We start from the raw sequence: 13,899 nt of genomic DNA on the forward strand, positions 1-13,899 counted from the left end.
GCGGGCGGACCGGCGGGCGGACCGGCGGGCTCGTGCACCTGGCCCCCCGTCCGTCCGCCGGCCACCGGGCGGCCCCGTCTCCCGGCCTCCGCCTCGGTGTGTGTTCCGGCCTGTGTCGCGGCCTGTGTCCCGGCCCGTGTGTCAGCCACGCGTCGGCTCCAGCCCTCCCGGTGCCTCGGCCGGCCGGATGCCGGACTCCTGGAGCACGTCGACGACCCGGCGCGCCCGCAGCGGATCCACGGGGAGCGCGTGCCGCGCGAACCAGCGGGCCCCGGCGGGATCGGGCGAGGGGTCGGTGAACGCCGCTCCCGCGTAGTCGTCCAGCGGCGGGTCATAGAGATACCCGACGACGATGCCCCGCCGGGCGAGTGCCGCGATCGCGGCATCCCGGTCGGCGACGAACAAGGGGACCCGGAAGAGCGGTTGGACCCCCGGCGCACCGCCGGCCGAAGAGCCGCTCCGGAAGCCGGTCCCGGCACCGCTCGGGAAGCCGGTCACCGCACCGGAACCGGCACCAGTACCGGTCCCAGCGCCGGCACCGGTACCGGTACCGGCACGACGGCTGGTCGGCTCGCCGCCCGGAGCACCGGGGTCCGGCTGGATGTCCGGCTGGATGTCCAGCTGAACGCCCGGCTGGACGTCCGGCGGCGGCCCCGGTCTCGCCCAGGGCGTCGACCGCAGCAGCCGCGTGCCCGCCCGGCAGGCGTCCAGCACCTCGTCCAGACGGTCCAGTTTCCGTTCGATGCGGCCGAGGCGCAGCGGCCCGGAGCGCAGCCGGTAGTCGTGCATGTCGACGCGGACCCAGGAGTCGTGCGCGGTGAGGTCCGGTGCCCCGCCGACCGCCCGCGCCAGCTCGTCCGCGCGCAACGGCATCCTGATCTCCTCGCGCTCCATCAGCCCGAGCAACCGCATGGCGGCCCACGCGGCACTCCGCAGCCGCAGCCCCCGCACGGCCGCCTCCGCGTACGGGCGGAGGGTGAAGGCGAGTTCGGCGCCGAGCCGCCCGGGCAGCAGCAGGTCCTCGCAGGTCTTCTCCAGGGCCTCGCGCAGACCGGGGTCGGCACACGCCAGGAAGCCCCCGGCCTTGGCCCCGACATGCTTGGACAGGCTGAAGACGGAGGCGTCCCCCCAGGCCCCGACCGGCCGGCCGCCCACCTCGCTGCCGATGGCGTGCGCGCCGTCCTCGAACAGCGGGATCCCCCTCGCGTCGCACTTCTCCCGCAGCCGCGGCGCGTCGTCCGGGTTGCCGTAGAGGTTCGTCGTGAGCACCGCGGACAGCGAGTCCCACACGTCGTCGGGCACCGCGTCGACGTCGATCGACGCGTCCAGCGGGTTCAACGGCGCCTGCACCGGCCGCAGACCGGCGGCGAGCACCACGAAGAAGATCACGTCGTCGTTGACCGGCGACATCAACACCCGTCCGCCGGGCGGGCACCAGTGGCGCAGGGCCACGAACAGCCCGAACCGGCACGACGGCACGTACACGCATTCCCGGCCGAGTCTGCCGCGCATGGTGGCTTCCAGCCGCTTCGGCCGTGCACCACGCCGCGCCGACCCGAGGCCGGCCTCCCCTATGGCCATCCGCCCCCCAGGTGTGCCAGGGGAAAGCCCCCTCCCCGAGGCCTTCCAGCACCCGCCCAGAGTCTCCCTGTTCGCACCGCTCCGTCAAGATTGCGTGCCCGCCTGTGGACAACTTCCCGTACCCGCGTGACAGCGGAGCGCTGCGAGTCGGCCGCCTCATCCCTCACCTCCCTTGTCACTTCCGTCATTCCTTCCGCTGCGCCGCGGTGTCCCTCCTGCGAGGTCAGCCGTAACGTGTGCGACGGCCGGGCACACCCGCGCGACGCCCCGCGGACCGTCGGTCGAACACCCGCGGGCATCCACACCAAGCACCCCGGCCACGACGGACACATGTGCGTACGGGCGCATGCGCGGCGCACACGCGGCGCATCCACGGCGAGCACGAAAGCGAGGCAGCACCCGATGCCCCCCTTGCCCCCCTTCGACCTTCCCGAGGGCGACCCCTTCGGCCCGCACAACCTCCCCTACGGCGTCTTCTCCCTCCCCGGCTCCGAGCAGCGGACCGTCGGCGTCCGGCTCGGCGACCACGTCCTGGACGCGGGCGCGGCGGCCCGGGCCTGCGGTTCACCGCACGCCGCCCTGCTCACCCGTCCCACCCTCAACGCCCTGCTGGCGGCGGGCCGCGGCACCTGGTCCGAGGTACGGAACTCGCTGACGGAGTGGATCACGGCCCCCTCCCGTCACGAGAGCCTCGCCCCGCTCCTGCACCCCCTCTCGTCGGTGACCCTGCACCTGCCGTTCGACGTCGCCGACTACGTCGACTTCTACGCCTCCGAACACCACGCCCGGAACGCGGGCGCCATCTTCCGCCCGGACGCCGCCGACACCCTCCTGCCCAACTGGAAGCACCTGCCGGTCGGCTACCACGGCCGGGCCGGCACGGTCGTGGTCTCCGGCACGGACGTCGTCCGCCCGTCGGGCCAGCGCAAGGCACCCGCCGACGCCGCGCCCGTCTTCGGCCCGTCCGCACGGCTCGACATCGAGGCCGAGGTCGGCTTCGTGGTGGGCGTGCCGTCGCGGCACGGCCGACCGGTCCCGCTGGCCGGGTTCCGCGAGCACGTCTTCGGACTGTGCCTCCTCAACGACTGGTCGGCCCGCGACATCCAGGCCTGGGAGTACGTGCCCCTCGGCCCGTTCCTGGCCAAGTCCTTCGCCACGTCGGTCTCCGCGTGGATCACCCCGCTGGAGGCGCTGGAGGCGGCACGGGTCCCGCCCCCGGCGCGCACCCATCCCCTGCTGCCCTACCTGGACGACACGTCCACCGAACCCGCCGGCTACGACCTGCGCATCTCCATCGCCGTCAACGGTCACATCGTCTCCGAACCCCCCTTCTCCACCATGTACTGGACGGCCGCCCAGCAACTCGCCCACCTGACCGTCAACGGCGCCTCCCTGCGCACCGGTGACCTGTACGGCTCGGGCACGGTGAGCGGCCCGGCGGCACACCAGCGCGGCTCCCTGCTGGAACTGACCTGGAACGGCCGTGACCCCCTGGAACTGCCCGACGGCAAGCGCACGTACCTGGAGGACGGTGACGTGGTGACCCTGTCGGCCTGGGCTCCGGGGCCGAACGGTCTGCGCGTGGGTCTGGGCGAGGTGAGCGGACGGGTTCTCGCGGGCTGACTCCGGCGTCGGTCGCCGTCATACTGGCGGCGGGCACGGTCCTCGTACCGGGCCCGCCCTACGCACGCCCTCGGGGCGGGCGCACCCGGAGCGCGCCCGTCCGGTCCGCCTTCTCCCCTCCCTGTCTCCTCCGACCAGGAACCGGAGCCCGTGGCATGACCCTCTGCCTGCTCCTGCTGAGCGCCGTCGCGCTGGCGGCCGCCGTGCCGGCCCCGCGTGCCCTGACCCGCGCCGAGTGGACCGAGCGGGAGCCGGTGGTGGCCCTGTGGGTGTGGCAGTGCCTGGTCGCCACGGTCCTGCTGTGCTGTCTGACGGCCCTGGTGCTGGGTGCCGCCGCCGTCTTCCAGACCGTCCGCGTCCAGGTCTTCGCCCCCGCCCCGCCGGCCGTGACCGAGGCGTACGACCTCTCCACCGCCCCGGTGTGGGCGACCGCCCTCACCCTGCTGCTGGCCTGCGGGGCGGCCTGGACCACCGCGATGCTCGCCCGTGAACTGGCCGAAGCCCGCCGACGGCGCACCACGGCCCGCGCCCACCTGCGGGAACGCGCCCCCGACCTCCCCGCGGGCCTGCCCGCGGCCCGGGGTCCGCTGCTCGTCCTGGAGGACGAGTACCCGGACGCCTGGTGGATGCCCGGCAACCCTCCCCAACTGATCGTGACCACCGGTGCCCTGCACCGCCTCACCTCCCATCAACTCGACGCGGTCCTCACCCATGAACGCGGTCACGCCCGGGCCCACCACGACTGGCTGCTGCACCTGTCGACGGCCCTGGCGACCGGCTTCCCGCGCATTCCGCTGTTCGCCCACTTCTGCGACCAGACCCACCGGCTGGTCGAACTCGCCGCCGACGACACGGCGTCCCGCCGCTGCGGCCATCTGACGACGGCCCTGGCCCTGATCGAGCTGAACCAGCACCGGGGCGTCCTGTCCTGCGCGTCGAGCCGCCGGCTCCTGGGCGAACGCGTGGACCGCCTCCTCCAGCCGCCCCCGCGGCTGCTCCGCCGGCACCGCGCGCTGACGACGACGGTGGCCGCGCTGGTCCCGCTGCTGCCCCTCCTGATCACCTTCGCCCCGGGGTTGACGGCGCTGGCCTGAACACCCCGTCGGCACCCCTCGCCCGGAGGCGGCCCGGGTGGCAGATCTTTCCGGCACACACCGGAACGTCGCAGGTCTGACGGCTTACTGCCCCATCGTCAGGTGGCGCAATACTTCGGCAACACCACTTCCTCACCCCCCTCGGTATGGTCCAGAACATGCCATCCACCGAGCGCGTCCGAGACCACGCCGGCCAGGGCGCGACCACCGTCGCCGCCCACCGCGCACGTCGCCGGCTGCGCGCGGATCAGGCCCGCCAGCTCGCCGACCTCCTCCGCCGCCAGCTCCTCACCGGCGGCTTCCCGGCCGGCACGCTGCCCCACGAGTCCGCCCTCGCCACCGACTACCGCGCCTCCCGCAACACCGTCCGCCAGGCGCTCGACCTCCTTCGGGCGGAGGGGCTCGTGGAACGCCTGCCCGGTGTCGGCACGGTGGTCGTGGCCCAGAAGTACCCGCACGGTCTCGACCGGCTGATGGGCCTCGCGGAGACGCTGCACGAACACGGCCGGGTCACCAACGAGGTCCGCACGATGGGCCCCGTCCCCGCGCCGGCTCCGGTGGCCGACCGCCTCCATGTCCCGCCCGGCGCCGACGTCCTCTACATCGAACGTCTGCGCCGCCTGGGCGGTCTCCCCCTCTCTCTCGACCTGACCTACATCCCGCTCGACATCGGCGCCGACCTGCTCGGTGCCGACCTGGAGAACACCGATGTCTTCCGCCTCCTGGAAGCCGCCACCGGCCTGCGCCTCGGGCACGCGGAGATCACCTTGGAGGCGGTCAGCGCCGACGCCCACTCCGCCGCCGTACTGGAAGCCCCGCGGGGGGCGGCCGTCCTGATGCTGGAACGCCTCACCCACCTCGCCGACGGCCGCCCCGTGGACCTGGAGTTCATCCGCTTCCGCGGCGACCGCATCTCCATGAGCGGTCTGCTGCACCGCTCCCGCTGACACCCGCCTCACCGGCCCTCGCCCCCTTCGCTCCCTCGCCTCTCACCCCTTCATCGTTCGGCAGGGTGCGACCGGTTCACCGCCACGCGGAATTTCCCACGCGATTTCCCTGGAGACAGCCATGCCCTTGGTGCCCCAGCGGGCCGACGTGCCCGTGACGATCGACGAGTCGAAGTGCATCGACGGCTGCACCCTCTGCGTGGACATGTGCCCGCTGGACTCCCTCGCCATCGACGAGAGCAACGGCAAGGCGTACATGCACGTCGACGAGTGCTGGTACTGCGGCCCGTGCGCGGCCCGCTGTCCCACCGGAGCCGTCACGGTCAACATGCCCTATCTGCTCCGGTGAAAGGTCCGCCCTCCCCATGAAACGCCTCGCGGCCGCCCTCGCCGCCACCCTCCTGCTGCCCCTCACCGCCTGCGGCGGCAACGCCGAGGCCGGTGACGGCTCCACGGTCACCGTCACCGTCGGCTACCAGTCCAAGACGATCAACACCGTCACCGCGGGAACCCTCCTGCGCTCCCTCGGCTACTTCGAGAAGCAGCTCGACGCCCTCGACGACGGCACCACCTACAAGGTGCAGTGGCAGGACTTCGCCACCGGCGCCCCCATCACCGCCCAGATGACCGCGGGCAAGATCGACATCAGCTCGATGGGCGACTTCCCCCTGCTCATCAACGCGGCGCGCGGCAAGCAGCTCGGCCGCCCCACCCATCTGGTCTCGGTCACCGGCTACAACCTGCGCGGCGGCCTCAACACCATCGTCACCGCCCCCGATTCCCAGCTGACCTCCCTCGCCGACCTCAAGGGCAAGAAGGTCTCCACCAGCGTGGGCTCGGCCGCCGACGGCACCCTCGTGCGGGCCCTGCAACGCGCCGGCATCGACCCCGACAAAGGCATCGAGAAGCTCAACCAGCAGCCGGCGGTGGGTGCCTCCGCCCTCTCGGCGGGCAGCGCGGACGCCCTCTCCCAGTTCGTCGCCTGGCCCGGCCTGCTCGTCCACCAGGGCAAGGCGAAAGCCCTGTACGACGGCGCCCAGCTCGACCTGCCCACCTTCCACGGCGTCACCGCCCGCGAGGACTTCGCGAAGAAACGGCCGGCCGTACTGGAGGCCTTCCTGAAGGCGCAGGCCGAGGCCACCGCATACCTCTCCGCACACCCCGTCGCCGCGGCCGAGAAGGTCGCGAAGGCCACCGACCTGCCCGCCGAGGTCGTCTACCTCTACAACGGCGCCCACGGCATCGCCACCTTCGACCCGTCCGTCAAGCCGCAACTGGTCGCCGCCCTGAAGAAGGACGTGTCGATCCTGAAGGCGGCGAAGCTGACCGGGGACATCGACGTGGACGCCTTCGTCGACGACCAGTACGTGAAGAAGGCCCTCGGTTCCTCGTACGCCCAGCAGCTCGCCGCCACGCCCCCACCGGCCCGAAGCGAGGTCTGGCCGAAGGGCGCCGCCGAGACCCAAACCTTCACCTCACCCGGCGGCCTGCTGGCCTACGTGGCCGCGCACCCCGACGGCATCCGCGCCGCCTACGTCCCCGACGCCGACACCGGCACCCTCTGGTTCGCCGACAAGGCGGTCTGGGTGGCGGACGGCTCGGCACTGCTCCCCTTCGTCGCCCCGGCGACCGCGCAGGCCTACACCGACGCCCACGGCGGCGCCCGCGTCGTGTCGTACGCCGAAGCCCTGGAGCGTGCCGCGTGACCCGGCCCGCGCCGCGCTTGGGCCGCTATGCCCTGCGGCTGCTCTCCCTCGCCGTCGCCCTCGGCCTGTGGCAGCTGGTGACCAGCCTGAAGATCGACCTCTGGCTGCGCTTCTCGCAGTTCCCCACCGTCACCGACGTCACCCGCGCCTTCGCCGACCGGCTCACCGGCGGCGACTACTGGACGGACCTCACCGACAGCGTCACCCGCATCCTCACGGGGTTCCTGCTGGCCGCCGTCCTGGGGGTGGCCGTGGGCGTGCTCGTGGCGCGCTCGCGGCTCGCCGAGGACCTGCTCGGCCCGCTCCTTGAGGTGATCCGCCCCATCCCGGCGATCGCCCTGGTCCCCGTGGCGATCCTCCTGTTCCCCTCCAACGAACAGGGCATCGTCTTCATCACCTTCGCCGCCGCCTTCTTCCCCGTGCTGGTCTCCACCCGGCACGCGGTCCGCGCCCTCTCCCCCGTCTGGGAGGAAGCGGTCCTCACCCTGGGCGGCGGCCGGTGGCGCATCCTCCGCTCCGTCGTCCTGCCGGGCGCGCTGCCCGGCATATTCGGCGGCCTGTCGGTCGGTATCGGCGTGTCGTGGATCTGTGTGATCTCCGCCGAGATGATCTCCGGCCAGTACGGCGTCGGCTACCGCACCTGGCAGGACTACACGGTCGTCGACTACCCCGGCGTCTTCGTCGGCATGGTCACCATCGGCATCCTCGGCTGGGCGACGTCCACGGCCGTGGAACTCCTGGGCCGCCGCCTCACCCACTGGCTGCCACGCACCTCGTACGTTCCCGTGGCCCGGCCGAGGACCGCACGAGCCGCGGCGCAAGTGCCGTCCGCGCCCTCCCCCATCGGCGGGGGACCCGCATCCGAGGCCGAGGAGGCACACGATGAGCACCTCGTCTGAGACGTCCCGGCACCGCACGTCCGGCACGACCGCCACCGGTGCGGAGAAGACCCCTCCCCTCCCGACCGGCCCGGACACGGCCGCACCCGCGCCGGTCCGCGGTACCCGGCTCACCCTGCGCGCCGCCGCGCTCGGCCGCCCGGACGCCCCCGCCCTGACCGGCGTCGATCTCGACGTGGTCCCGGGCGAGATCCTCACCGTCGTCGGCCCCTCGGGCTGCGGCAAGTCGACCCTGCTGCGCACCCTGGCCGGTCTGCTGCCCGTCCTCGCCGGAACGGTCGAGCAGGACGGCCACCGGATCACCGGACCGGCGGCGGACCGCGCGCTGGTCTTCCAGGAGGACGCGCTCCTGCCCTGGCGCACCCTGCGCGCCAACGTCGAACTGGCCCTCGCCGTGCGGGGCCGGCCGCGCGCGGAACGCCGCCGGCAGGCCGACTCCTGGCTCGACCGCGTCGGACTCGCCGGCGTGGCCCGGCAGTTGCCCCATCGGGTCTCCGGAGGACAGCGCCAGCGGGCCCAGCTGGCCCGCGCCCTGGCCGCCGGGCCGCGCGCGGTCCTGATGGACGAACCGTTCGGCGCGCTCGACGCCCAGACCCGGGCCGGCATGCAGGACCTGCTGGTGGAGGTGCTGCACGGCACGGGCGCGACCGTCGTCTTCGTCACCCACGACGTCGACGAGGCCCTCTTCCTCGGCGACCGCGTCGCCCTGCTCGGTGCGGACGGCCTCCTCGCCGTCCGGAACGTCCCTCGCCCGCGCGACCGCGCCGCCCACGACGACCCGGCCCGCACGGCCCTGCGCCGCGACGTCCTCACCTCCCTCGGCACGTGAAAGGCACCCTGGTGGCCACCCCCGTCAACACCCCTGTGCAGATCCCCGCGCTCGCCGACGCCGAAGAGCTGACCTGCGACGTCCTGGTCATCGGCGGGGGCACCGCCGGCACGATGGCGGCCCTGACCGCCGCCGAGCGCGGCGCGGACGTGCTGCTGCTGGAGAAGGCGCACGTCCGCCACTCCGGCGCCCTCGCGATGGGCATGGACGGCGTCAACAACGCGGTCGTCCCCGGCCGCGCCGAGCCCGACGACTACGTCGCCGAGATCACCCGCGCCAACGACGGCATCGTCGACCAGTCCACCGTCCGCCAGACCGCGACCCGCGGCTTCGCCATGGTGCAGCGGCTGGAGTCGTACGGCGTGAAGTTCGAGAAGGACGAACACGGCGAGTACGCGGTCCGCCAGGTCCACCGCTCCGGCTCCTACGTCCTGCCGATGCCGGAGGGCAAGGACGTGAAGAAGGTGCTGTACCGGCAGTTGCGGCGGCGGGAGATGCGCGAGCGGATCCGCATCGAGAACCGTGTGATGCCGGTGCGGGTGCTGACGGCGGGCGAGGGCCCCGACCGGCGGGCCGTGGGGGCGGCGGGCTTCCACACCCGCACCGGACGGTTCGTGACCGTCCGGGCGGGCGCGGTGATCCTGGCCACCGGCGCCTGCGGCCGGCTCGGCCTGCCCGCCTCCGGCTACCTCTACGGCACGTACGAGAACCCGACGAACGCGGGCGACGGCTACGCCATGGCCTACCACGCGGGCGCCGAGCTGACCGGCATCGAGTGCTTCCAGATCAACCCGCTGATCAAGGACTACAACGGCCCGGCCTGCGCCTACGTCGCCAATCCCTTCGGCGGCTACCAGGTCAACCGGCACGGCGAGCGCTTCGTCGACTCCGACTACTGGTCGGGCCAGATGATGGCGGAGTTCGCGGCGGAGGTCGCCTCCGACCGCGGCCCGGTCTACCTGAAGCTGAGCCATCTTCCCGAGGAATCGGTCTCGGCGCTGGAGTCGATCCTGCACTCGACCGAGCGCCCCACCCGAGGCACCTTCCACTCCGGCCGCGGCCACGACTACCGCACCCATGACGTCGAGATGCACATCTCCGAGATCGGTCTGTGCGGCGGCCACTCGGCCTCCGGCGTCCGCGTCGACGACCACGCCCGCACCACCGTCCCCCGCCTGTACGCCGCCGGCGACCTCGCGTGCGTACCGCACAACTACATGATCGGCGCGTTCGTGTACGGGGACCTCGCGGGCGCGGACGCCTCCCAGTACCGCGCCTACGAGGGCGAGTTGCCGCAGGATCAGCTGCGCGAGGCGCATGAACTGGTCTACCAGCCGCTGCGCAACCCGGACGGTCCGCCGCAGCCCCAGGTCGAGTACAAGCTGCGCCGCTTCGTCAACGACTACGTGGCGCCGCCGAAGTCCGGTGCCCGTCTCTCCCTCGCCCTGGAGGCGTTCGAGCGGATGCGGGACGACATCGCCGCGATGGGGGCCGCCACCCCGCACGAGCTGATGCGCTGCGCCGAGGTCACCTTCATCCGTGACTGCGCGGAGATGGCCGCGCGGGCCTCCCTGGCCCGCACGGAGTCCCGCTGGGGTCTCTACCACGACCGCCTCGACCACCCCCGCCGTGACGACGTGTCCTGGTTCCACCACCTCGACCTGCACAAGTCCCCCTCCGGTGCGATGGAGTTCACGGCCCGCCCCGTGGCTCCCTATCTGGTTCCGGTCGACGAGTTCGCCCCGGTCGGCGGTCCGTCCCGGCATCTCGGCGAGGTCCGCCCCGAGAACGTGGCCACGGCCGGCTCACGCGACGTGGCACCGGTGGCGTCCCCGCCCCCGGGAACCGGACCGGACCCGGCGAGCGCCCCCGTCGGCTCCGACCCTCTCGCCCCTCTGGCCCCTCTCGCCCCTCTCGCCCCTCTCGCCCCTCTGGCCCCTCTCGCCCCTCTCGCCCCTCTCGCCCCTCTCGCCTCTGCGGAGCCGGATCCCTCCGCCGAGCAGTCCTCCTCCCGTCTGCTGGCCCTCGTCGCCCTCGCCGACGAGCAGCCCGGCCTCGACGCCCTGCGGCCCTACCTGAGCGACCCGGCCCCCGCCGTGCGGCGCGAGGCGGTCACCGTCCTCACGGAGACCGTGCCGCCGGGCAGCGGCCCCGCGCTCGCCGAGGCGCTGCGCGACACCGCCGCCGAGGTGCGTGCCGCCGCCGCGGCCTCACTGCGCGAGCTGGTCGAGACCCTGCCGCCCGAGCCCGCCCTGCGCGACGGCCTCGCCGCCGCGCTGGCCGAGCCCGACCCCGTCGTCCGCGCCGCCGCGCTCGACGTGCTGCGCGCGTTGCGCCTGGGCGACGCCGGCCTGTTCGCGGCCGCCCTCACGGACGCGGACATCGCCGTCCGCATCGAGGCCGTGCGCGCCCTGGTCTCCGTGGGCGCCGCCGCCGAACTGGCCCGCACGGCATCCACCGACCCATCCCGCGAGGTACGCGTCACCGTGGCCAAGGCGCTGGCCACGGTGGCCGCGGGACACCTGGACGCCGCCTCCGCGACCGGCCCCGGCACGGCCCCGGGCACCGCCTTCGACGTGACCCCTGTCCACACGGCGCTGAGCACCCTCACCTCCGACGCCGACGCCCTGGTCCGCGCGGCCGCCTACGGGGCTCTGGGCACCGTCGGCTGCCCGGACCCGCTCGCCACCCGCGCCGTGACCGCCCTGGCGGACCCGGCGTGGCAGGTGCGCGCCGGGGCAGCCACGGCCCTGGCCGCCGCCTCCCCCGACACCGCGGTCCCGGCACTCGCCAAGGCACTGGCCGACCCCAACGCGGACGTCCGCAAGGCCGCCGTTCTCGCCCTGACCCGGCACCGCGCCTCCGAGGCCGCCCGGGCGGCCATCGCCACGGCCACCGCCGACTCCGACGCCGACGTCAGGGCGTACGCGGCACGGGGCAACTGACAGACCGTGGCCGGCAGCGGGCCATCAAAGCTGCGGAGGCCGAGGGCTGCAGAGGCCGGGAACTGCGAAGGCCGGGACCTGTCGGCGACCGCAGCCCCCGCGGCCCGGGCCGCGTCCCGATGTGCAGCCGTCTACATCCAGTCCTCGGGCTCCGGTTCCGCCTCCATCTCGGGCCAGTCCTCCGCGCCGTCCTGGCCGTCCGCTTCCGGAGCGGCGCCCGGAGCCGAGCCCGGGGCTCCGCCCAGCGACGCGAGCACCGCGACCACGCCCTCCCCGTACGTCGCCAGCTTCTTCTCTCCTACTCCGCTGACCCCGGCGAGCTCGCGCACCGACGCCGGCCACACCGTGGCGATCTCCCGGAGCGTGGCGTCGTGGAAGATGACGTACGCCGGGACGCCCTGTTCGCGGGCCTGTTCCGCGCGCCAGGCGCGCAGGGCCTCGAAGGCGGGGAGCAGTGTCTCGGGCAGCTCCACGGCTGCCGTTCTGGCCTTGCGGTCCCCGCGGCCGGACGAGGACGAGCCCGTCTTCGCGGTCGCCGGCTTCTTCGGCTCCTTGCGCAGCGGCACCTCCCGCTCGCGCCGCAGCACCGCCCCGCTGGCCTCCGTCAGCACCAGCGTGCCGTACTCCCCCTCTACGGCGAGCAGCCCCTGCGCCAGCAGCTGCCGCACCACACCGCGCCACTCGCCCTCGTTCAGCTCCTCGCCGATGCCGAACACCGACAGCTGGTCGTGGTCGAACTGGATCACCTTGGCGGTGCGCTTGCCCAGCAGGATGTCGATGATCTGCACCGCACCGAACTTCTGCCCCCGCTCCCGCTGAAGCCGCACGACGGTCGACAGCACCTTCTGCGCCGCGACCGTGCCGTCCCAGGTCTCCGGCGGGGTGAGGCAGGTGTCGCAGTTGCCGCAGCCCGCCGGGTCCGGCTCCTGGCCGAAGTAGGCGAGGAGCTGTCCGCGGCGGCACCGGGCCGTCTCGCACAGCGCCAGCATCGAGTCCAGGTGGGCCGCCGCCCGCCGCCGGAACGCCTCGTCGCCCTCCCCGGACTGGATCAGCTTGCGCTGTTGTATGACGTCGTTGAGGCCGTACGCCATCCAGGCCGTCGACGGCAGCCGGTCGCGGCCCGCGCGGCCGGTCTCCTGGTAGTAGCCCTCGATGGACTTGGGCAGGTCGAGGTGGGCGACGAACCGCACGTCGGGCTTGTCGATGCCCATGCCGAAGGCGATGGTCGCCACCACGACCAGGCCTTCCTCCCGCAGGAACCGGGACTGGTGCGCCGCGCGCGTGCCCGCGTCCAGGCCGGCGTGGTAGGGCACCGCCTCGATGCCGTTGCGGGAGAGGAACTCGGCGGTCTTCTCCACCGAGTTGCGGGAGAGGCAGTACACGATGCCCGCGTCGCCCGCGTGCTCCTCCCGCAGGAAGGTCAGCAGCTGCTTCTTGGGGTCGGCCTTCGGCACAATCCGGTACTGGATGTTGGGCCGGTCGAAGCTCGCCACGAAGTGCCGGGCCGCCGGCATGTTCAGCCGCTGGGTGATCTCCTGGTGCGTGGCGTGCGTGGCCGTCGCCGTGAGCGCGATCCGCGGGACGTCCGGCCAGCGCTCACCGAGCAGGGAGAGGGTCAGGTAGTCGGGGCGGAAGTCGTGGCCCCACTGGGACACACAGTGCGCCTCGTCGATGGCGAAGACAGCGATCTTGCCGCGGGAGAGCAGGTCCAGCGTGGAGTCCAGGCGCAGCCGCTCCGGCGCCAGGTACAGCAGGTCCAGCTCACCGGCCAGGAACTCGGCCTCGACCACGCGCCGCTCGTCGAAGTCCTGCGTGGAGTTCATGAACCCGGCGCGCACGCCGAGCGCCCGCAGGGCGTCCACCTGGTCCTGCATCAGCGCGATCAGCGGGGAGACGACGATCCCCGTACCCGGTCTGACCAGGGCGGGGATCTGGTAGCACAGCGACTTGCCGCCACCGGTCGGCATGAGGACGACGGCGTCACCGCCGGCCACCACGTGCTCGATGACCGCTTCCTGCTCGCCGCGGAAGGCGTCGTATCCGAAGACGCGGTGCAGCGTGGCCCGTGCCTCGCTGTCTGTCGTCCCCAATGTCCCGGTGATCGCAGTCATCTCCCTGATTCCGCCCGTCCCACCCATCGCATGGCCCCCGTACGTCGTCCTTCGACCACTGCCTCCACGATAGGGGTCCGGACTGACAGCGTCGGAGTTATCCACAGGCGGCTCCGCCGAGATCGAGCCGCCGCGCAGCACGGGAGGCGGCCCCCCACCGTCCA

The 13,899-nt window shown here is 73.3% G+C and carries 10 protein-coding genes; 8 read left to right on the plus strand and 2 right to left on the minus strand.

Going from position 1 to position 13,899, the window contains the following annotated elements; all coding sequences use genetic code 11:
• Positions 1–141: 141 nt before the first annotated feature.
• Positions 142–1,581, minus strand: a complete 1,440-nt coding sequence (locus ACFV9M_RS31705) for a DegT/DnrJ/EryC1/StrS family aminotransferase (RefSeq protein WP_385070006.1) — start codon at positions 1,579–1,581, stop codon at positions 142–144.
• A 411-nt stretch (positions 1,582–1,992) separates the two neighbouring features.
• On the opposite strand from ACFV9M_RS31705, the gene fahA reads away from it, so the two are divergent.
• From fahA to ACFV9M_RS31745, 8 genes are all read left to right on the plus strand, one after another.
• Positions 1,993–3,204 carry a fumarylacetoacetase gene (fahA, locus tag ACFV9M_RS31710; protein WP_385070166.1) on the plus strand — a complete coding sequence of 404 codons (1,212 nt, stop codon included), beginning with the start codon at positions 1,993–1,995 and terminating at the stop codon, positions 3,202–3,204.
• Between the two features lie 155 nt (positions 3,205–3,359).
• Positions 3,360–4,298, plus strand: a complete 939-nt coding sequence (locus tag ACFV9M_RS31715) for a M56 family metallopeptidase (protein ID WP_385070008.1) — start codon at positions 3,360–3,362, stop codon at positions 4,296–4,298.
• A 158-nt stretch (positions 4,299–4,456) separates the two neighbouring features.
• Positions 4,457–5,245, plus strand: coding sequence for a GntR family transcriptional regulator (locus ACFV9M_RS31720; protein ID WP_385070011.1), 789 nt, complete (start codon positions 4,457–4,459; stop codon positions 5,243–5,245).
• Positions 5,246–5,366: 121 nt separating this feature from the next.
• Complete coding sequence (locus ACFV9M_RS31725; protein WP_030790138.1) at positions 5,367–5,594, plus strand: ferredoxin family protein; 228 nt, start codon at positions 5,367–5,369, stop codon at positions 5,592–5,594.
• Positions 5,595–5,610: 16 nt separating this feature from the next.
• On the plus strand, positions 5,611–6,951 hold the full coding sequence (locus ACFV9M_RS31730; protein WP_385070015.1) for an ABC transporter substrate-binding protein: 1,341 nt from the start codon (positions 5,611–5,613) through the stop codon (positions 6,949–6,951).
• Positions 6,948–7,850 carry an ABC transporter permease gene (locus ACFV9M_RS31735; RefSeq protein WP_385070018.1) on the plus strand — a complete coding sequence of 301 codons (903 nt, stop codon included), beginning with the start codon at positions 6,948–6,950 and terminating at the stop codon, positions 7,848–7,850. Before ACFV9M_RS31730 ends, ACFV9M_RS31735 begins: the two co-directional genes overlap by 4 nt.
• The gene (locus tag ACFV9M_RS31740; RefSeq protein WP_385070021.1) at positions 7,834–8,679 is read left to right on the plus strand and encodes an ABC transporter ATP-binding protein; all 846 of its coding nucleotides are present in this window, start codon (positions 7,834–7,836) and stop codon (positions 8,677–8,679) included. The genes ACFV9M_RS31735 and ACFV9M_RS31740 overlap by 17 nt, the downstream gene beginning before the upstream one ends.
• A gap of 11 nt (positions 8,680–8,690) precedes the next feature.
• Positions 8,691–11,624 carry a fumarate reductase/succinate dehydrogenase flavoprotein subunit gene (locus ACFV9M_RS31745; RefSeq protein WP_385070169.1) on the plus strand — a complete coding sequence of 978 codons (2,934 nt, stop codon included), beginning with the start codon at positions 8,691–8,693 and terminating at the stop codon, positions 11,622–11,624.
• A gap of 131 nt (positions 11,625–11,755) precedes the next feature.
• Here the strand turns inward: ACFV9M_RS31745 and recQ are convergent, their stop codons facing one another.
• The gene (recQ, locus tag ACFV9M_RS31750; protein WP_385070024.1) at positions 11,756–13,762 is read right to left on the minus strand and encodes a DNA helicase RecQ; all 2,007 of its coding nucleotides are present in this window, start codon (positions 13,760–13,762) and stop codon (positions 11,756–11,758) included.
• Positions 13,763–13,899 lie beyond the last annotated feature (137 nt).

Source organism: Streptomyces sp. NPDC059895, assembly GCF_042731035.1.
Classification (GTDB): domain Bacteria; phylum Actinomycetota; class Actinomycetes; order Streptomycetales; family Streptomycetaceae; genus Streptomyces.